We start from the raw sequence: 20,372 nt of genomic DNA on the forward strand, positions 1-20,372 counted from the left end.
TCTTTTTTCTTTGTTAGTTAACAAAACTTGTTGTGTTTAAATGATTAACCTTGAATTACAGGCTTTCTTCCTATTGAGAAGTAGTTAAAGCCTAATTCTTTCATTTGTTCAGGCTTGTAGATGTTCCTCCCGTCAAATATTGTATTTCCTGCCATTAGTTTCTTTATTAACTCAAAATCTGGTTTTCTAAACTCCATCCACTCTGTAACAACAATCAATGCGTCTGCGTCCTGTAATGCTCCGTATTGTTTAGGACAATAGGTGATTTCTTCGTTTATTCCAAGCCTTGAAAACACCTTTTTTGCATTCTCCATTGCAACAGGGTCGTAAGCCTGAATCTTTGCCCCCTTTTCAACAAGGCCTTTTATAATGTCAATTGCAGGTGCTTCCCTCATATCGTCTGTGTTTGGTTTAAATGACAATCCCCAGATTGCAAATGTTTTGCCTTTGATATCCCCTTTGAAAAAGTTTGTTACCCTGTCAACCATTATTTTTCTCTGCTCTTTATTTAGCCTTTCAACAGCATCAATAATGCTTAATTTGTGCCCGTACTCTTCCCCAGTTTTTAAGATAGCTTTTACATCCTTTGGAAAGCAGGAGCCGCCGTAACCAACCCCCGGAAAGAGGAATGCAAGCCCTATTCTTGAATCTGTGCCTATTCCAATTCTTACCTTTTCAATGTCTGCGCCAACCTTTTCAGCTAAGTTTGCAAGGTCGTTCATAAAGGAAATTCTTGTTGCAAGCATTGAGTTTGCAGCATACTTTGTCAATTCTGCACTAACATTGTCCATTAGAATAATTCTCTCTTTCTTCCTGACAAATGGTGAGTATAAATCAACCATTATCTTTCTTGCCTTTTCGCTGTTTGTGCCTATTACAATCCTGTCTGGTTTAAGAAAGTCCTGAACAGCGGCACCTTCTTTTAAAAATTCAGGGTTTGAGACAACATCAAATGGGTGATTTGTTATCTTTTCAACCTCTTTTCTCACCTTTTCAGCAGTTCCAACAGGCACTGTTGATTTGTTTACAATTATTTTATAACCGTTCATGTGTTTTGCAATATCCCTTGCTGCCTGCAATACATAGGATAAATCTGCCGAACCGTCCTCTCCCTCAGGTGTTCCCACTGCAATAAAGATAATATCGCTTTTTTCAACTCCCTCTTTTATTTCAGTGGTAAAGAAAAGCCTCTCCTTTTCAACATTTTTTAAAACAATTTCCTGTAATCCAGGTTCGTAAATTGGAATTATCCCCTTTTTAAGCTTTTCTATCTTTTCTTTATCTATATCAACGCAGATTACAGTATTTCCGCTGTCGGCAAAGCATGCTCCCGCAACAAGGCCTACATAGCCTGTTCCAATTACACAAACTTTCATAACTCCTCCTCAAAAAATGTGCAATTGAGATTATATCAAACTTTATTGTTTTATAAAGATTTAAGGTTTTAGAAGGTTGTTCCAAGGGAGAATACAATTTTGTAATTTGATGGAAATGTATCTTTGTCAAGGTTGTGAGCAAGTTGTATTTTAATAGGTCCAACAGGTGTTTTGACTGTCAACCCTATGCCTGCATCCTTTATGCAGGAAGAAAATGAGAAGTCAGATGAATCTTCCCACACATTTCCAATGTCTGCAAAGATAGATAGGTAGTATATATTTTTAATGTGGTATTTATATTCTCCGCTGAATACAAAGAGGAAGTGCCCACCCTTTGAGACGCCTGTTGAAAATTGAGGCCCGGCTTTTTCAAATGAGGATATCCTTAAATTGGTTGACCCACCTGTAAAAAATCTCTGTGGGATAGGCACCTGATAGCCGTTTTTAGTGAATATTTTGCCTATATTTGTTATAAATTCAAGGTTTTTAAAGTAAAATCCTGTTTTTATGTTTGCTTTGAAAAAGAATTCATCGTCAGTTAATGAGTATGCAGGGAAAAGGTTTGCCCTGATAAAATATCCTTTTGTCGGGAAAAGAATATCGTTTCTCCTATCATAGAGTAAGTTGCTTCTAAATCCTATTGTGTAATCAGGCTGCAACTCTTTTTCTATTTCTTCAAATGGAACTCTTACATTTGTTAAATTGTTTTTTGTAAATTCAATTGATTCAACAAACCTTAACCTTGAAAAAATGTCTCCTCTGTAACTTAATGAAAAACCAAACCTTGAAAACTTGTAATCGTCTTTGTCTTCAAGTGTGAAGTAAACAGAAGAAAGAAAATGCTTTTCCCCGCTTATTGTAAAATATCCCTGCCTTCTCTTTGAGGAAATTCTAAAAATTGTTGTTCCTGTAAGGAAGGTGTTAAAAAGGTATCTTTTCTTTATTTTTGCGGTGAAACGCAACCCTTCATCTGAATTAATTCCAATTGCATAGGAGAATGAATAAAGCCTGTTTTCTTTTACTTTTACAAGCAAGACAGCCTGATTGTCTTTTTGTTTAACAAGATTTAATTCAACCTTGTTAAACAAACCTGTAAACTCAAGCCTGTTTTTGAAATCTTCCATACATGATTTGCAGATTAAAGCACCCTGTTTGAATGATGCAAATTTAAGAATATGCTCTCTTTTTATTTTTTGGCTTCCAAGGATAACAATGTCTTTTAGAAAAATTTTTTCACCAGCATTAATTATGATATTTACAGGTATTTTCTCATTAGATGGTTTTTCAATTTTTATGTTGACCTGAGGGTCAAAGTAGCCCTCTCCGTTCAGGTATGATTTTAAAATTGAAAGCGTATTAAAAATTTTTTCTTTTACAAATATTTCATTCTCTTTGATTAACATTGATTTTAATTTTTCAGGGATTGGTATATCAGAATTCCAGGTAATTTTGCCTATTTTATACCTTTTCCCCTGGTAAACCTTTACAATTAATGTTTTGTCTATTTCATTGTAGTCAAATTTTATAGAAGGTTTAAGGTATCCTTTTTTTACAAGTTGTTCGCTTAACTCGGAGTAAATATCGCTTTTTGTTAATTTATTGAAATTTAAGATTTTTTTTGTAAGTTTTAAAGGGATATCCGATTCTATTTTTATCTTTTCAATTTTTTTCTTTGTCGGGTTTTCTATTTCGCAAAACAGATATTTTTTATTAATTTCAACCTTTATTTGGGGGTTGCAATAGCCTTCTTTTAATGCCTGAAAATACAGGTTTTTTTCGGTAAGTTTTATTGTGGAATCATTTATTTTTCCGCTTTTTAAAAAAGCACAGGTTCCTTCAATTCTATCTGTCTCTATATTTAGATTTTTTGATTTAATTTCAAATTTGGTTCCTTTGTCAATATTTACCTCAAGATAAACATTGTGATTTACTATATGTTCTTTAAAAGCGATATTTGAGTTTAAATAATGATTTTTTCTTAAATAAAATTTTAATTTTTTTATTCCGTGAAGGAACAATTCTTTGTTATATATATCTTTTTCCTTTATTTTTATGAATTTTTTATAAAGTTTTTTATTGTTTGTTTTAATAGATGCGACTATTAAAGGTTTGCCGCTTTCAATATGTATTTCTGGGTAAACAATATTGTCTTTTTCTGTTATTTTATAGTCTATTTTTACATCAGGGTAACCTAATTCCTTAATCTTTTCTTTTAGTTTTTGAACAAAGTTTTCAAGTTCTTCCTGTCTGAATACCTTTCCTAACGGGTAAAATTCACTGTAAAATTTTTTTAATCTTCTCTTTTTAATTCCAATTTTTCCTTTTGTCTTTATTTCTCCAAAGTACTTTGCAGGGATTGCTTCAATTTTTACAATCACACCGTCTTTTTCTTCCTCTGTTTTAACAATGACATTGTAAAACAGCCCTGTTTTGTATAGGTTTACTATTGTTTGTTTTATTAGTGACGGGGAAATCTTTTCTCCCTTGTTTATTGGCACAAGTGGGAGAAGGGAAGGCTGGTTAAAATCTATCTTTTTAACAATTTGCGCGTGAAGGTTAAAGAATATGAAAAATGCTAAAACAACTATTTTTTTCATGTGAAAATTATAGCACAAACCTATTCTTCTTTACTTAGAGATAAAGCCTCATTTAAATGTTTTTTAAAGAGAAAAACAGGCTGGAAACCTGTTACTGTTTTTATTATTTTATGCTCCTTGTTTACAAAGAAAATTGCAGGCACTCCCTTTACCCTGAATGTGGCAGCAAGTTGAGAGGGGGATGGCAAATCCTTCCCTAACGGGAGTTTGTTATCAACATTTAATTTAATCGGAATAAAGTTTTTATTTATTATTTCGGAAATTTCTCTGTTGTTTAAAGTGGATTTTTCCATCATTTTGCAGTACATACATGATGTTGAATAAAAGAAAAACATTATAGGCTTATCTGACTCTTCCTGTTCTAACAGAGCATTTGAGAATTCTCGCCACTTAACCCTTTCGATATTTGAGCAGGATGTGAGGAGTAGAAGGATAAAAAGTAGTGCTCCATATTTTTTTAGCACTAATATCTCCTTTTAAACCTTGCAAATTTTGGGGGCTGCTGTTGAATAACAGGCATTTTGTCAAGCATAAACTGATACCACATTTCTCCATATGCCTTCATTTTCATAGGCCTTCTATTTTGCAAAGCCTTTAAGTTGGCAAGAAGCCTTTCATCACCTGGTATCTTTTTCAATCCCCTGTTTATTATCTCAATTGCTTTTTCCCTTTTCCCAATTTTGTTCATACAGTATGCATATAAAGCCCATATTAAACTCTCTTTTGATGCAGATTTAACCGCTATTTCAAATGTCTCTTGCATTTTGTCGTACTGTTTTTTCTTGTAGTAAATCACGGCAAGCATTCCCTTGGCAATGTAATGGGTTGCAATACCTTTCTTCAGGTACGGGAAAGCGTTGTCATAGTCTTTTTTATAATAGTAAAGAACACCAATCTGTGCATCTAACTGTGATTTTACAAAAGGGTGTCTCCACCTGTACTTATACCCTTCCTTCAATACCTCAATTGCCCCGTCAAGATTTTTCTTCATTGCAAGTTTGTTTGCCTTTTCAACTATTGCTGTTAATGTTGCAGCCATTTTCTTTGATAAAACATAAAATACAGCAACACCTGCCATAAGGCCTGCAATAATGTCAATTACATAATGAACATTTAAAAGGTATAATCCCAACCCTAAATCTATTGCAACGAGAATGCTTATCAGTATATTAACCATTGTCTTCTCCTTTTTGTAAAATTATCAATGCTCTCACAGGATTGAAATTATACAATATTTTCCCTTATTTTTACAGAATGCAATTGAAGGAATAGTTGTTTTTGCTAAAATTTAATGAGTTTGGAGTTTAATTATGGTTGTTTTGAAAAGTATAAACAATGCAAAGATTTTGTATCAAAAAATTTCAGAATCACCTGTTTTTGCCCTTTCTGTTTGTGTTAAGTGCGGTTCAAGGGATGAAAAAGAAAATGAGCACGGATTAACCCATTTCTTTGAACACATGGTGTTTAAAGGTACTGAAAAGAGAAGTGCTGAGGAAATATCAGCAGAGATTGAGGGTGTTGGCGGAGAGTTGGACGCATTTACCACAAGGGATAATTTGTGTTTCACATGCAAAATCCCTTCTGACCACTTTGACACAGCAATGGATGTTGTTTTTGATATGCTGTTAAATCCCCTCTTTAGGGAAGAGGATATTTTGCTTGAAAAGGGGGTTGTCAAGGAAGAGTTGAGAATGTCAAAGGAAAATCACGATGACAGCGGGGATGAATTGTTTATATCTTTAATTTATCCAGAAAAAGAGTTAGGTCGTTCTATTTTAGGAAATGAGAAGAGTATAGATTCTTTTTCTAAAGAGCAGTTGTTTAAGTATAAAGATACAAGGATTTCAGGGGAAAATCTTATTGTAAGTTGTGTGGGGAGTTTAGAAGAAAATGATTTTTTTAAGAAAATAGAGAATTATTTATCAGGATTGAATGTTTCAGGCTGTATCCCTTCTTCAGAGAAACAGCAGTTTAATACTTTTGAAAAAAAGGTGAGAAGAGAGGGAATGGATGGAGTTAACCTTTACCTTGGTTTTGAGACCTTCCCGTCAAACGACAGAAACAGGTTTGCACTTTCTGTTTTAAACAATATCCTTGGGGATGGTATGAGTTCAAGGTTGTTTGTGAAGATAAGGGAAAAGAAAGGGTTAGCCTATTCAGTGTCTTCCTTTCCTGTTTACCACAGAAACGAAGGTATGCTCTATATATTTGCTTCAACATCAAAGGGTAAAGAAGATAGTTTAAAGGAAGAAATTTTGAAAGAGTGTTTTTCCCTTGCTGAAACAATTACAGAAAATGAATTCGAAAGGGCTAAAAACCAGTTAAAGGGAAGTTTAAGCATGGGGCTTGAAACAGCATTGAGCAAGGCTATGTTTAATGCTAAAAACACAATGGTTTATGGTAAGCCTTATTCCTTTGAAGAAGTGATTAAAATGATTGATAGTGTTGAGTTTAAACAGGTGAGGTCTTTAGCACAAGGTATTTTGAGAAAAGAAAAGATGGCATTGCTTCTTTACGGCAATTTTTAATATATTACCCTTCTTGCGTATTTAAAGTGCTTTTCCCAGTAATTTGTTTTTAGATAAACCTTAACAACCCCTTTTGTTGGGGATGCGTGAATCATTTCCCTGTTCCCCACATAAATTCCAACATGGTTTGGCCCGCCGAATATCTTTCCAATCTTGAAAAATAGGATGTCCCCTTTTTTCAGTTTTTTGAATTTTAATTTGCCTGTTACCTTTTTACCAACTTTTTTTAGCTTTTTGGTTGTTGAGGGAAGGTTGTACCCTGCATGCTTGTAACAATAATAAACAAGCCCTGAGCAGTCAAAGGAATAGGGTCCTTTACCCCCTAATGCATATGGCTTTCCAATCTGCTTATATGCTATTGCCACAACTACATTAGCAGGCTCATAAGTTGGTTTTTTATGGCAGGAGACAGAAAATAAAAAAACAAAAATTCCAAACGATATTAGAAACCTTTTCATATTTTTATTTTAGCAGATTTTAAAAACTTAAATTAAATAATTTATTTATTTTGCTTTAATGTGTTTTCAAGGGTTATCCATGGAAGAAGGGCGCACTTTATCCTCACCGGAAGCTTTCTAACTCCGCTTAAAGCCTGTAATTCAAAGATGTCTTTAAACTCATCTTCAGGCAACTCCCCTTTAAGGTATTTTTTTACCTTTTCAATAAATTCTTCAACCTCTTTAACATTCATTCCCTTAACCTTTTCAGACATTATTGAGCCTGACGCAGTGCATATTGCACACCCTTTTGTGCATACAGACAGGTCTTCTATTTTATCCCCTTCTATCTTGGCAATGACTTCAACCTTGTCTCCGCAGCTTGCATTGTGTCCCTTTTCTGAAATCCCTTCTATATCTTTGCAGTTTCTTGGATTTTTGTAATGGTCTAAAATGACTTCCTGATATATTGGGTCAATATTCATAGTCTGAATACCTCCTTGCATTTTAAGACAGCTTTGATAAGCCTTTCAACATCTTCCATATCATTGTAAAGGTAAAAGGTTGCCCTTGCAAAGGAATCCTGTCCTAAATATGTTATCAAAGGCTCTGCACAGTGCATCCCTGCCCTTATACAGACATTGTCTTTAGCAAGTATTGTTGCTATGTCGTGGGGGTGTATGCCGTCAATTGTAAATGATACAATCCCGTTTGAAATATTTTCAGGGGCAAAAACATACACACCTTCAATCTCTCTAAGCCTTTTTATCGCCTCTTTTGCAAGCATTGTTTCATGCTCTTCTATTTTTTCAAGCCCTATTGATTCAAGGTATTCAATAGCCTTTAATAGCGAGATAACTGCGCCTATCGGTGGAGTGCCTGCTTCAAACTTGTTTGGAAGGGGGGCAAATGTTGTTTCTTCAATTGAAACACTCTCAATCATATCCCCACCGGTAAGGAAAGGTCTCATTTCTTCAAGCAATTCCCTTTTACCGTATAAAACCCCAACACCGTCAAAAGAGCAGAGTTTGTGGCCGGAGAATACAACAAAGTCAGGGTCAATTCCTAATTTAGAGAAATTTATTTTGTGGTGAGGCATGTACTGTGCACCGTCAAGAAGCACTTTTATCCCCTTTTCCTTTGCAATTTTGCACACCTCAACAAAGGGGGATATTGTGCCTAAAACATTTGAACACATTGTAAGGGCAATGAGTTTTGTCTTATCGGTTATGAGGTTTGTGATATTTTCTAAAGGCAAGGTAAGGTTTTCTTTATCAATATATGCTATTTTTAGTTTTATCCCCTTTTTTTTTGCAAGCATTTGCCAGGGGACAAAGTTTGCGTGATGCTCCATTATTGAAACAATTACCTCATCTCCCTCTTTTAATTTTTCACCGAAGGAGTATGCTACAAGGTTTATTGATTCAGTTGTGTTTTTGGTGAATATCACAGATTCCGGGTCTTTTACACCTAAAAATTGGGCAGTTTTCTCCCTTGCTTTATCGTAAAGAACAGTTGTATCCCAACTTAATTTGTAAACTCCCCTGTGTATGTTTGCATAAGTTTTTCTGTAAAAGTCTGCAACAAAATCAATAACATAGGACGGCTTCTGTGCTGAAGCCCCACTGTCCAAAAAGCACAGTCCAGGATTTTCTCTGAAAATTGGAAAGTCTTTTTTTAAATCAAGCATTTACATTAACTCCTTAATCTTCCTGTGACAGAAGTCAAGGAAATATTTCTTGATTTTATTGTCCATGTTTTTAAAGAAGAAGTCAATGTATCCGTTTAAAATCATAGCCTTTGCTTCATCTTCTTCAATTCCCCTTGACTTTAAATAGAAGATTTGAGGTTCTTCAAAGGAGTGCATTGATGTTCCGTGTGAGCATTCAACATCAGGGTTTAAAATTTCAAGTTGCGGGTATGACACGCTGTAGCTTTCTTCTGAAAGAATTATGTTTCTTGCGCTCTGGAATGCTTTTGAATTCTTTGCCTTCTGGTCAATAAAGAGAAGCCCGTTTAAAATTGACTTTGCTTTATCCTGCACAATTGAGAGATTGTTTATCTCTGAGCTTGAATTTTTCCCGTAATGGAAAGCCTTAAACAGAGTGTCTGTAAAACTTGAATTGTTTAAAATGTTTGTTTGATACCTGTTGAATGATGCTCCCTTTTCAAGGTTGGCCATTGTTTCAATCCTTGTTGTTGAGTGTGCAAGTTGCAAAAGAAAAACGCTTGCTTTTGCGTTTTCAAGCAATTTGTGGTTTGTTCTGAAAAACATTAGAGAGTTTTCTTCGCCGTCTAAAATAACATTAAGCCTTAGCTCAGCGTCTTCCATAACCAAAAAGTTAAACAAAAGGTTTAAAAAAGAGTTTTCAAGTGGTTTGAAGAAGATAGTTAAAACAGTTTTGCAATTAGGTTTTACTGTGATATCAATCTGTCTTGAAAGTGTTTTTCCGCTTTCAAGGATAAAGTATTCGTTAATTGATTTTTCCTTTTCCTCAAACTGTACCTTTTCAAATTTCCCCTTTTCAAGAATAAGGTTTTTAAAAAAGTCTTTTTGATAGTCTATTTCATTGAAGAATTTTGAATACTTTTTATGCTCTATTTTTTCTGCAAGGTTTTTAAAAAAGTAAGTTTCATTATCAAATTCGTTGAAAGATAGTATTTCTTTTACTTTATCCTCTTTTAAATTAAAGTATCTCCAATCCTCATTTTGTTTTGTCGGGTAATTTTTTATTTCAACAGTCATCTTTCCTCCTAACCTATTGAGCCTTCCATCTCTAATGAGACTAACCTGTTAAACTCAACCGCGTATTCCATTGGCAATTCTTTTGTAAATGGCTCAAAGAAGCCGTTTATTATCATTGTGGAAGCCTCGTCTTCGCTTAACCCCCTTGACATAAGATAGAATAGCTGGTCTTCCTGAATTTTTGATACAGTAGCCTCGTGGGTGAGTTTTGTTGTTGGCTCGTAAACTTCCATTCTTGGGTATGTATCACTTCTTGCCTTGTCTCCAAAAATTAGGGCATCGCACCTAACATCACTTTTGCAATTTTTCATTCCCTTATTCACTTTAACCCAGCCTCTATAAGATGCCCTTCCTGTCCCTGTTGAGATAGATTTTGAGACAATCCTTGATGTTGTATTAGGTGCAAGGTGAAAAGCCTTAGCTCCGCTATCCTGATGCTGTCCGTCACCTGCAAGGGCAACTGACAAAACCTCTGCATGAGCACCTTCCCCTTTAAGGAATATTGCAGGGTACTTCATTGTAAACTTTGCACCTATATTCCCGTCAACCCACTCAACGGTTGCGTTTTCATAGGCAACCGCCCTCTTTGTTACAAGGTTGTAAACATTGTTTGACCAGTTTTGAATGGTGGAATACCTTATTCTTGCCCCCTTTAATGCAATAACCTCAACAACGGCAGCGTGTAAAGAATCTGATGAATAAACAGGTGCTGAGCAGCCTTCAATATAGTGAACATCAGAGTCTTCGTCAGCAATAATTAAGGTTCTTTCAAACTGTCCCATATTCTGTGCGTTTATCCTGAAGTATGCCTGTAACGGTGTTTCAACCTTTACGCCTTTCGGCACATAGATAAAACTTCCCCCGGACCACACAGCAGAGTTTAGTGCTGCAAATTTATTGTCATGAATAGGGATTACAGTGCCGAAGTACTTTTTCACCAATTCAGGGTACTCCTTTACTGCAGAGTCCATATCAAGGAATACAATGCCTAACTTTTCAAACTCTTTTTTTATTGAATGGTAAACAACCTCTGATTCGTATTGGGCAGTAACGCCGGCTAAGAATTTTCTCTCAACTTCCGGGATTCCAAGCTTGTCAAATGTTTCTTTTATCTCGTCTGGTACATCGTCCCAGGATTTTTCATGGTCTTTTTCAGGCTTTATGTAGTAGTGAATATTATCAAATTGAACTGTGTTTAATAACTCTGTATTCCCCCACCATGGCATAGGCATTTTTTTGAAAGCATTATAGGCTTTAAGCCTGAATTCAAGCATCCATTCAGGCTCTTTTTTAAACTCTGATATTGCCCTTACGATTTCTTCTGTAAGCCCCTTATCTGATTTGAATTTATAGTTTTCTTTTGTTTTAAAGCCGTATTTATACTCTTCACTTATGGATTTAATGTCTTTATTCTTATTCATAATTCACTCCTGTTTAAGCGTTTGCCAAAACTGCGTCGTAACCGTTTTTCTCTATCTTTTCCGCTAAAGTTATATCCCCCTGTAAAGCAATTTTTCCATTGTTTAATACAAAAACATTGTCCACTTCAAGGAAGTTTAACAGTTTCTGATAATGGGTGATTAGAATGACAGTTGTCCCGTTTTCCTTTGCCTTTTTTATCCCTTCTCCAACAACTTTTAATGCGTCAACATCAAGGCCTGAATCAGGTTCGTCTAAAATTGCTAATTTAGGGTTGAAGAGAAGGAGTTGCAAAGTCTCAAGCTTTTTCTTTTCCCCTCCTGAAAATCCTTCATTTAAATACCTGTATAGAAAAGATTTGTCAATCCCCAAAAAATCCATCCACTTTGTAAGGGATTTCTGAAATTCTGTATAGTCAATCTGGCCTTTTAGAGCTTTGTAAGATTGCTGTAAAAATTTAACAACAGTAACGCCAGGAACTTCAATCGGGTGCTGAAAACCTAAAAATATTCCCTGCTGTGCCCTTTTGTGCACAGGCAGGTCTAAAATCTCAACCCCGTCTAAGAAAACCTCTCCACTAACCTTGTATTGAGGGTGTCCCATAATGGCATAGGCAAGAGTTGATTTCCCTATCCCGTTTTTGCCCATAATGGTTGAAATTGTCCCCTTATCTATTGAAAGGTTTAGTCCATTAATAACTTTTTTATCCGCAATTGAAACATTTAAATCTTTAACCTCGAAAAACTTTTTCATGGTTTCTCCTTTTCTCATAATATTGGTCTTTTATTTTTAATACTTTAGACATAATATCCTTTTCCCTGTTTGCCATTTCTTCAAGGGTTATACTTTGAGCAAGGTACTTAAAGTATTGGTGTGCTTCGTAAAAAACAGGCCTTATAGCACAATCAATAGAGTGTGTGCAATCTTCCCCCTCTTTTATATTAGGGCATAAATCAATTTCAGTTTTATTAGGGGTTAAGGCGTTTAATACATCGTAAAGGGTTATATTTTTTTTGTCATCAGCAAGGAAATATCCTCCGGTTTTTCCTCTGATGGTTGATACAATCCCCGCTTTCCTCAGCATAAACAAAATCTTTCCCACATACCCAGTTTTCAACCCCTCAATCTTTGATATTTCAGAGGCGGTAAGTGTTTCTTTTCCGCTTTTTATAATTGTTAGCAAAATCTTTAATCCGTGTGTTTGTAATAATGATAGTTTCATATCAACCTCCCGCAATAATTATAATAATTTTTACAAAAAAGTAAAATAAAAAATATAAAATTTTATTAAAAAAGTAAGAAATGGATAAATATGTCTGGCAAAAAGGGTAAGAGATTACTTTTTGAATTTATTAATTTTTGTTTTTTTCTTGTTTTTGTTAATCTTTTTCAACTTTTTTGAGTATACAATTCCCTTTTTTATTTATTTTTTTTAGTTATAATCAGAATTGGAAGAAAAATTAGGAGTTTAATATGAGTATAAGGAACATAATAGTGAACTTAATGCCTTCACCTTTAGTAAAAGTTTTTGCAAGGCCATATGTTGCGGGGCAGGGAATAGATGCAGGGATAAATACGGCAAAAAAACTATGGGAAGAAAAAAAACTTCATTCAACCATTGATTTGTTAGGTGAGGAAATAAAGGAAAAAGAGGAAATTGAAAACAATGTGCAGATTTATTTTAATTTGCTTGACAAATTAGGGAAACAGGAATTTGCTTCAGTTTCACTTAAACCTACGCAATTAGGGGTTTACAGAGAAGGCGGTAAGATTTATGGGGTTGATTATTGTTATGAGAATATTGAAAAAATAATAAAAAAGGCAAAAGGTTACGGAATACACATTACTATTGATATGGAGGACCACCCTTTTACAGATTTAACCCTTGATATGTTTAAATCGTTAAGGAATAAGTATGACAATGTGGGGACTGTATTGCAGTCAAGGCTTTTCAGGACAAAGCAGGATATTTTAAACCTTCCAACCGACAAAATGTGCAAGATTAGAACCTGTATTGGAATTTATAAAGAACCTCCGGAGGTTGCTTTACAGGATAAAAGGCAGATGAAAGAAAAGCTTTTTGAGTACATGGTGCTTCTTCTTGAAAGAGGACATTACCCTGAAATTGCAACTCATGACGAGAAACTCATTGAAAGGTGTATAGAATATCTTGATAAAAACAATGTTCCCAAGGATAGATACGAATTTCAGATGCTTATGGGAGTTCCAAGGGAAAAGATTCAAAGAAAGATTGTTGAAAGAGGCAATGTTATGAGGCTTTATGTGCCTTTTGCAGAAAAATGGAAGTATGCAATAGCCTACTGCAAAAGGAGGCTTGCTGCCAACCCTATGATGGGAGCATATGTTATAAAAAATCTTTTCGGGAAGACAACGGGAAGATAAGTTATAATTTAATATATGAAAAAGCGTTATTTTATTTTTGTTCTGTTTGCAATACTTTTAACCTATTTTTTCTATACCTATTTAAGGCATCATATATCCTTTTTTGATAAGCCTAATATTTTTCTAAATATATTAGGAATCATTAATGTAATACTTGTATTAATTCTTCTTTTTATCCCAATCCGTAGAATAGTTAAACCATACTTTGAGGGAAAGAAGACTGGATTTTACACATTAAAGATAAGAACTAAGTTTATTATTATGTCAATAATTTTAGTTGTTGTTCCTTCAATGATAATTCTTTCGATGGCAACTGTAATAATTTACAAGATTATGAACACATGGCACAATCCTGATTTGCTTGATGTTTTAAAAGGTGCAGAGAAAATAGCAACAAGCTACCAGAGTGAAATAGCAAAAAACACAGCGCATTTTACAAAGGTTTTAGGTGATGAATTAACACCTGATTTGTTATCAAACAGGGAAAAGCTTATTGCTTACCTGGATAAATCGTTAGCAAAGTACGGGTTGTCCTCTGTTGAGGTTTACCAGAACAAGAACCTTATTGTAATGGTGAGAAATAAAAAAGAGCCGTTGAGAGAGTTAAAGGCAATTTCTATGAGATTTCCAAAAAAATTAGATGAATTAAGTTTTTCCCAGATTGAGCAATTGCCGACAGGTATTTTTATCAGATTTGGCACAATTATTCCAGTAAGTGGGCTTGAAAAAAGGTACACAATAGTTGGCGGTAAATTGATTATTCAGAATATTTCTTCAGATTTGCATTTTATTGTAGGTAGATATAAAAGGTTTCAAGCTGTGCAGGAAGATATCTATTCCTTGAAACTTTTTAATATTACCTCTCTTATTTTAATAGGGATAATGTCTATGTTTTCCGGGCTGTGGGCTGGGATTAAATTTACTGATATGCTTCTTGCAAACTTCAACAAACTGGTTTATGCCACTGAAAAGGTTGCCAATAATGAATTTGATTTCACCATTGAGGTAAAAGGAAGCGACGAGTTTGCAAAGCTTTTAGAATCTTTTAACAAAATGCTTGACGTATTAAGGACTCATGACCAGGAGATCAGGCTTAGGAGCATTGAACTTGAAACACTTAACAAGGTTTTAAAAGAAAAGAAAGAATTTTTTGAAACAGTGCTTGATAACCTTCCTGTTGGGGTTATTGCTTTGAAAAATTACGGACAGGTGGTTTCTATTAATCTGTTTGCAAAAAAGCTTTTGAAAATAAAGGGTAAAGTCCATGAAGGAGTCCCTTTCCCTGCTGTAGCAAAGAATTCTGAAGCAGGTAGGTACATAGTGGAGGCATTGGAGGAAATGACAAAAAGTGGGGAGCATTTCCAGAAAAAACTTACCTCTTTCAATACCCTTGAGGGAGCAATAACTTCAGAGGTTAGTTTTATTCTAATGAAAGACCAGTATTCCAAAGAGGTTGGCTATCTGGTAATTATTGAAGATGTAACAGAACTTGAGCAGGCTCAAAAAATGATTGCATGGAAAGAGGCTGTTAGAAGAATTGTCCATGAGCTTAAAAACCCGTTAACCCCTATTAAACTATCTGCTGAGAGGATTAAAAGAAGGGCAGAGGAAGATTCTCCAAATTTAAGAGAGATTGTTTTAGAAAGTTTGAAGCCAATGATTGAAGAGATTAATGCTATGCAATATTTAATAGAAAACTTCTCAAGGTATGCAAAGATGCCACCACCAGAACTTGAGCCGACAGACATTAACCTTTTAATTGAAGACATTTTATCCCTTTACTCTTCTCTCCCAGGTAATATAAAAATTAAGAGAATGCTTGCAGAAAATCTTCCCCTGCTGAATATAGATAAAAAGTTGATGAAAAGGGCAATACTTAACATTGTAAAAAATGCAATAAATGCGGTTGAGGATGAAGGAGGGGGAACAATAACAATTAAAACAATATATTTTGCTTCGGGCAGAAAGGTTAATATTGAGATTTCAGATACAGGAAAAGGCATACCTGACACTTTAAAGGAAAAGATTTTTATTCCCTACTTTTCCACCAAACCTAAAGGTGACGGTTTAGGCCTTGCAATTGTTAGAAATATAATCCAGGCACACAATGGACATGTGTTTGTCAAAAACAACTTCCCGCAAGGCACCACTTTTGTTATTGAACTTCCAATTTAAAATTAAATTCTTGCAACACCTAAAAATACTGCGTGAAATACAGCTATGAGGACAAAGAAAACCTTTCTTGCTGTAATTGTATATTTGTTGTAGAAGGCATATTCTATTGAACTGTGGGGGCATGCAGTTAAGCAATCTCCACAGAGGGTACAGAAAAACCCCGCTTTCCCATTTTTTACATTTTCTTTAGTTAAAGAGTTATACCTGCAGGCATAGGTGCATGCCATACAATTTGTGCAGGTATCCCTGTTTATTCTTATTCTAAATGGGTTTAGTTTCCCTAAGGTTGTTGTAATTATTCCAATTGGGCAATATGTTGTGCAGTGAACAAGTACTCCCAATTTTCTTGATACAAAAATCATTATGCCAACCCCGATAATTCCAAATAACCCCCCTAAAACAGATGCAATTACCCAGTTTACCCCTAAAGACTTTAGAAGGTACGCCCCTAATGCTATTGCAATTAAAATTGAGCCCTGAATAATTCTGTATTTAACAGAGAATGCTTTCGGAATTTTTGTTTTTCTCGCAAGGGTGTTGTCCCATGCTCCTATGTAACAAAGATAAGAACACCATGCAGGTCCAACAAAAATTATTGTAACTATTAGAAGAATAGGCATAAAAAGGCCGTATCCCCTGTAAATGGGGCCCCCTACAATCATTGCAGGCACAGGAAGGTGGAGTTTTCCAGTCATAAGAAATTTGTTTAACCCTAATAATCCCAAAATTAACTGGGAAAAAAATACTATAGAAAAGAATAACCATATTTTGCTTCTTATTCTATCAATCTTTTTAGAGTTGAAGAGTTTTTCACTTATAAATGCAGAGTAGGTCGCAAGCAGAAGTATTTCAATCCCGCCTGCACCTGGTAAAAACCTGTCAGCAAGAAGTATTTTTATCGGTGTTTTAATGCTTGCAATAAACAGAACTAAGGAAGTTAAAATAAATGCCCATGCTGACATAGATGCAGTGTTGGAATTTTGAGAGTATCTTTTCTTTAACCTTTCTGTTTTAAATACAAGCCCGGAGATTAGAGTCAAAATTGCAACAGTAACAAGAATAATAATCATTCTTATAAAGGGCTGATGTATCTGTATTCTTACCATGGTTAGAATATATGTTGTTCTAATCCACTCAAAAAAGCCTAAAATAAGAAAAACTAAGGTTACCTTTTTTACCCATTCCCTTTTTGAAAAAAGAATTAAAGGAAAAAATAGGGTGAACAAAGTGAGGTTGGGAATATTGTGCCTTGAAAAGTGGGCAGCTAAAATTACCATAGAGAGTATTACAGGAAAAACAACAAAGAAATTTTTAATTCTTTCTAAAATTTTAATTAATTTATTTGTTTCTTTCATTTCGCATCCCCAAATTTTTTTTCATTTATATTTTGTCACAAAAATTCAATATTTTTTGTTGATTTTTGTCAAAAATATTTTGGAAATATTGTGAAATAAATCTTTTTGTTTGAAATAAATTTTTTTTAGTATAATTTTAGTGAACTAAGTGCGTCTGTAACAAAGGTATTAACCCCTTAAAAAACATAAAGTGAGGTGAAACATGTTATTAAAAGAAAAACTTTCTGCATTAATCCCTCAGGAGAGAGAAGCTTTAAAGGAAATCAAGGCTCTGGCAGACAAAAAGGTTGATGAAGTAAAATGCGGCCAGGTTATAGGTGGAATGAGGGGATGCAAGGTTCTTGTATGTGATACTTCATACCTTGACCCCTATGAAGGAATCAGGTTCAGAGGTTACACAATTCCTGAAGTTCAAAAACTCCTTCCTAAACCAGGAGAAAACGATGAGCCGTATCCTCTTGGGCTCTGGTGGCTTCTTTTAACCGGTGAAATTCCAACAAAAGAAGAAGTTTTAAGCCTTGAAGAGGAATTTAAAAAATATGCTTACCTTCCCCAGTATGTAATTGATGTGTTAAGGGCAATGCCAGCCGATTCTCACCCAATGGCAATGTTCTCAACAGCAATTGTTGCAATGGAGAGGGAATCACAGTTTAGAAAGAGATACGATGAAGGAATGACCAAGGCTGAAATGTGGGAGCCTATGCTTGAAGATTCAATCAGGTTGCTTGCAAGGCTTCCATTAATTGCAGCTTATATTTATAGAAGAAAATATAAAGAAGATGTTCATATCCCGGCTGACCCAAATGAAGACTGGGGTGGAAATTTTGCACACATGATGGGTGTTGAAAATCCAGAATATAAAAACCTTATGAGGCTTTACCTTATTCTTCACAGTGACCATGAAAGTGGAAATGTTTCTGCGCACACAGGTCATCTTGTAGCTTCCGCTCTTTCAGATGTTTACTATGCAATTTCAGCAGCAATGGACGGGCTTGCAGGTCCTCTCCATGGTCTTGCAAACCAGGAATGCTTGAAATGGATTCTCAATCTTATGGATCATTTCGGTGGAAGAACACCAACCAAAGAAGAAATTGAAAAATACGCATGGGATACTTTAAACAGCGGTAGGGTAATTCCAGGGTACGGACACGCTGTTTTGAGAAAAACAGACCCAAGGTATACTGCACAGAGAGAATTTGCTCTCAAATACCTGCCTGATGACCCAATCTTCAAGACAGTATCCAATATTTATGAAGTTGTTCCTGAAGTATTGAAGCAGCACGGTAAGGCTAAAAACCCATGGCCTAATGTTGATGCTCACTCAGGTGTTCTCCAGTACTACTATGGCGTAAGAGAATTTGATTTCTACACTGTACTGTTTGGCGTTTCAAGAGCACTTGGAATTACCGCTCAGATTATCTGGGATAGGGCTCTTGGTTATCCTATTGAAAGGCCAAAATCTGTTACAAGACAGATGTTTAAAGAGCTTGCAGAAAACGCAGAATAATAGTTTAAAATTTTTATTAAAATTTTCAGGCGGCTTTAAGCCGCCTTTTTTTATTGTCAAATTAGTTTAATTGTTGTCTGTATTTTTACTTGTTTAAATCACCATAATTTACTTTTAAGTGTTTTTCAAATCTTTTATTAAAAAATAAAAAATATTGACTTTTTATTGTTAACTTGTTAATGTTAAGAAAAAAGATAAAGGGGTTTATTATGAAAAATATTTTTGTTGTTGACCCGTCAATAATGATTCATAAAATTGTTGAATTAACTTTCAAAGATAGCCCTGAATATAATGTCAGGTTTTTCTCAAGTTATCCTTTAAATATTGATGAGGGGGAAAAAGCTGAATATATATTTATTACAATTGATTTACCGGGAATTGAGATTGAAGAAACTATAAAAGAGCTAAAAAGCAAATATAATTGCCCCCTAATTGCCATGGTTCCTAAATTTCTTGATTACAACAGAGATTCAATTGTTAACGCAGGGGCTGATGCTATTTTAGAGAAGCCTTTTACTTCAGATGAATTAAGAAACACCCTTGTATCTTTAAGTGAGTCAACCTCTTTAAAAGAGGAAACAATTGCTGAAATAGATTCCGAAACTTTTGAAGAAATAGGGAGTTTTGACGAAGATTTAACCCTTTCAGAAGAAGATTTGATGGATGTTGACAGGGAAATATTAGAGCAGGAAGTTTCCGGGGATGAGCTTATAATGGATGATTTTCAAGACGAGATAGATACCAAAGAATTACAGGGTGATGGTAACAAACAGGATGCTGAATTTGGTGAACTGGATTTTGATGAGCAAGAACTGGAGAGTGAACTTGATGCTGAGTTAGGTGAAGACATTGACAAAGAGTTGGATGAAGAACTTGAAGAGGTGGAATTCACCGAGGAAGAGCTTGAAAAAGACCTTGAATCTATGGATTTGTCTTCAATTGAGGAAGAAGCAGAGGAATTTGAAGAGGAAATGATAGAACAGGCTGAGATAGAGACAGGTGAAATTCATGAAGCTGAAACTCAGAGGATTGAACCGGAACAGCTTGCCCAATTTAGAGAAATAGCAGAGGATTATAAAGGGGAAGAGACTGAAGAGGAAATGGAAGAAGTAAAAGGAGAAGAATTTGAAGATTTTGTGGAAGAAGTTGCTGAAGAAAATGTAGATGAAAAATTGGTCAAAGAAATTGATAATGAGGAACAAATAAATATTGATGAGGAGATTGAGCAACCGTCAGTCTCAGAAGAGACTGATTTAACAAGCGAAGAAAAAACATTAGACCTTGATTCTGCAATGGCAAGTAGTAGCGAGCAGGCTCAGGTTAAAGATATAGAAATGGAACCAACAAAGGTAGATGAGTTTGATAACTTTGTTGAAGAGGTTTCGGAAAAAACTGTAGATGAGAAGCTTGCAAAAGAAATTAAAAATGAAGAAGAAATAAATATTGAAGAAGAAATTGAACAATCATCAGCTTCAGAAGCATCTGATTTAATAAATAATGAAGACTTTTCCCATCCTACCCAATTTGACGAATCAGATATGATAGAAGCAGAAAAAAAAGAGCTTCATCATGATAGCGAACCTATAATGAAAGAAGTGATGGAGAAAACGGAACCTGTTGTAGAAAGTGTTGTTGCTGAAGAAACAACTGCAAAGGGTTTAAGTTTAACTGAGGATGATATTAAGAGGATAGCAGAAGAGGTTGTAAACAGGTTAAGCGATAGAATAATCAGGGAAATTGCATGGGAAGTTATTCCCCAGATTGCTGAAGACATAGTTTTGAGAAGAATAAAAGAACTTGAAAAAGAGATAGAATAAGATATATTAAAA

Annotated in this window: 17 protein-coding genes; 5 read left to right on the plus strand and 12 right to left on the minus strand. The window is 34.9% G+C overall.

Annotated features, from left to right (window positions below; genetic code table 11):
• Positions 1-44: 44 nt before the first annotated feature.
• From TTHT_RS10540 to TTHT_RS10555, 4 genes are all read right to left on the minus strand, one after another.
• The gene (locus TTHT_RS10540; RefSeq protein WP_201327943.1) at positions 45-1,376 is read right to left on the minus strand and encodes a UDP-glucose dehydrogenase family protein; all 1,332 of its coding nucleotides are present in this window, start codon (positions 1,374-1,376) and stop codon (positions 45-47) included.
• Between the two features lie 68 nt (positions 1,377-1,444).
• Positions 1,445-3,973, minus strand: a complete 2,529-nt coding sequence (locus TTHT_RS10545; protein WP_201327944.1) for a BamA/OMP85 family outer membrane protein — start codon at positions 3,971-3,973, stop codon at positions 1,445-1,447.
• A 20-nt stretch (positions 3,974-3,993) separates the two neighbouring features.
• Positions 3,994-4,437 carry a thioredoxin family protein gene (locus TTHT_RS10550; protein WP_201327945.1) on the minus strand — a complete coding sequence of 148 codons (444 nt, stop codon included), beginning with the start codon at positions 4,435-4,437 and terminating at the stop codon, positions 3,994-3,996.
• Positions 4,437-5,150, minus strand: coding sequence for a hypothetical protein (locus TTHT_RS10555; protein ID WP_201327946.1), 714 nt, complete (start codon positions 5,148-5,150; stop codon positions 4,437-4,439). Before TTHT_RS10555 ends, TTHT_RS10550 begins: the two co-directional genes overlap by 1 nt.
• Positions 5,151-5,283: 133 nt before the next feature.
• Here TTHT_RS10555 and TTHT_RS10560 point away from each other — a divergent pair, with 133 nt between their 5' ends.
• Positions 5,284-6,501: a M16 family metallopeptidase gene (locus TTHT_RS10560; RefSeq protein WP_201327947.1), complete on the plus strand. Its 1,218-nt coding sequence runs from the start codon at positions 5,284-5,286 to the stop codon at positions 6,499-6,501.
• Here the strand turns inward: TTHT_RS10560 and TTHT_RS10565 are convergent.
• From TTHT_RS10565 to TTHT_RS10595, 7 genes are read right to left on the minus strand one after another with little or no spacing between them, the layout of a single operon-like run.
• The gene (locus tag TTHT_RS10565) at positions 6,498-6,959 is read right to left on the minus strand and encodes a C40 family peptidase (protein WP_201327948.1); all 462 of its coding nucleotides are present in this window, start codon (positions 6,957-6,959) and stop codon (positions 6,498-6,500) included. The two genes, TTHT_RS10560 and TTHT_RS10565, sit on opposite strands and share 4 nt — an antisense overlap.
• A 41-nt stretch (positions 6,960-7,000) precedes the next feature.
• Positions 7,001-7,423 (minus strand): Fe-S cluster assembly sulfur transfer protein SufU, encoded by a 423-nt coding sequence (gene sufU / locus TTHT_RS10570; protein WP_201327949.1) that lies wholly within the window; start codon positions 7,421-7,423, stop codon positions 7,001-7,003.
• Positions 7,420-8,628 (minus strand): aminotransferase class V-fold PLP-dependent enzyme, encoded by a 1,209-nt coding sequence (locus TTHT_RS10575; RefSeq protein ID WP_201327950.1) that lies wholly within the window; start codon positions 8,626-8,628, stop codon positions 7,420-7,422. Before TTHT_RS10575 ends, sufU begins: the two co-directional genes overlap by 4 nt.
• On the minus strand, positions 8,629-9,684 hold the full coding sequence (locus TTHT_RS10580; RefSeq protein ID WP_201327951.1) for a SufB/SufD family protein: 1,056 nt from the start codon (positions 9,682-9,684) through the stop codon (positions 8,629-8,631).
• Positions 9,685-9,692: 8 nt separating this feature from the next.
• Positions 9,693-11,105 (minus strand): Fe-S cluster assembly protein SufB, encoded by a 1,413-nt coding sequence (gene sufB, locus TTHT_RS10585; RefSeq protein WP_201327952.1) that lies wholly within the window; start codon positions 11,103-11,105, stop codon positions 9,693-9,695.
• A 13-nt stretch (positions 11,106-11,118) separates the two neighbouring features.
• Complete coding sequence (gene sufC / locus TTHT_RS10590) at positions 11,119-11,856, minus strand: Fe-S cluster assembly ATPase SufC (protein ID WP_201327953.1); 738 nt, start codon at positions 11,854-11,856, stop codon at positions 11,119-11,121.
• A complete protein-coding gene (locus tag TTHT_RS10595; protein WP_201327954.1) occupies positions 11,834-12,325 on the minus strand; it encodes an Rrf2 family transcriptional regulator in 492 nt (163 codons plus the stop codon). Before TTHT_RS10595 ends, sufC begins: the two co-directional genes overlap by 23 nt.
• A gap of 251 nt (positions 12,326-12,576) precedes the next feature.
• On the opposite strand from TTHT_RS10595, the gene TTHT_RS10600 reads away from it, so the two are divergent.
• Both TTHT_RS10600 and TTHT_RS10605 read left to right on the plus strand, forming a co-directional pair.
• Positions 12,577-13,506, plus strand: a complete 930-nt coding sequence (locus TTHT_RS10600) for a proline dehydrogenase family protein (RefSeq protein ID WP_201327955.1) — start codon at positions 12,577-12,579, stop codon at positions 13,504-13,506.
• 15 nt (positions 13,507-13,521) lie between these two features.
• Complete coding sequence (locus TTHT_RS10605) at positions 13,522-15,681, plus strand: sensor histidine kinase (protein WP_201327956.1); 2,160 nt, start codon at positions 13,522-13,524, stop codon at positions 15,679-15,681.
• 2 nt (positions 15,682-15,683) lie between these two features.
• Here the strand turns inward: TTHT_RS10605 and TTHT_RS10610 are convergent, their stop codons facing one another.
• Positions 15,684-17,036: a 4Fe-4S binding protein gene (locus TTHT_RS10610; protein WP_201327957.1), complete on the minus strand. Its 1,353-nt coding sequence runs from the start codon at positions 17,034-17,036 to the stop codon at positions 15,684-15,686.
• Between the two features lie 202 nt (positions 17,037-17,238).
• On the opposite strand from TTHT_RS10610, the gene TTHT_RS10615 reads away from it, so the two are divergent.
• Together TTHT_RS10615 and TTHT_RS10620 are read left to right on the plus strand one after the other, a co-directional pair.
• Positions 17,239-18,543 carry a citrate (Si)-synthase gene (locus TTHT_RS10615; protein WP_201327958.1) on the plus strand — a complete coding sequence of 435 codons (1,305 nt, stop codon included), beginning with the start codon at positions 17,239-17,241 and terminating at the stop codon, positions 18,541-18,543.
• Between the two features lie 209 nt (positions 18,544-18,752).
• Positions 18,753-20,360 carry a response regulator gene (locus TTHT_RS10620; RefSeq protein ID WP_201327959.1) on the plus strand — a complete coding sequence of 536 codons (1,608 nt, stop codon included), beginning with the start codon at positions 18,753-18,755 and terminating at the stop codon, positions 20,358-20,360.
• The last annotated feature ends 12 nt before the right edge of the window (positions 20,361-20,372 follow it).

The sequence above is a fragment of the Thermotomaculum hydrothermale genome (assembly GCF_016592575.1).
GTDB classification, from domain to species: domain Bacteria; phylum Acidobacteriota; class Holophagae; order Thermotomaculales; family Thermotomaculaceae; genus Thermotomaculum; species Thermotomaculum hydrothermale.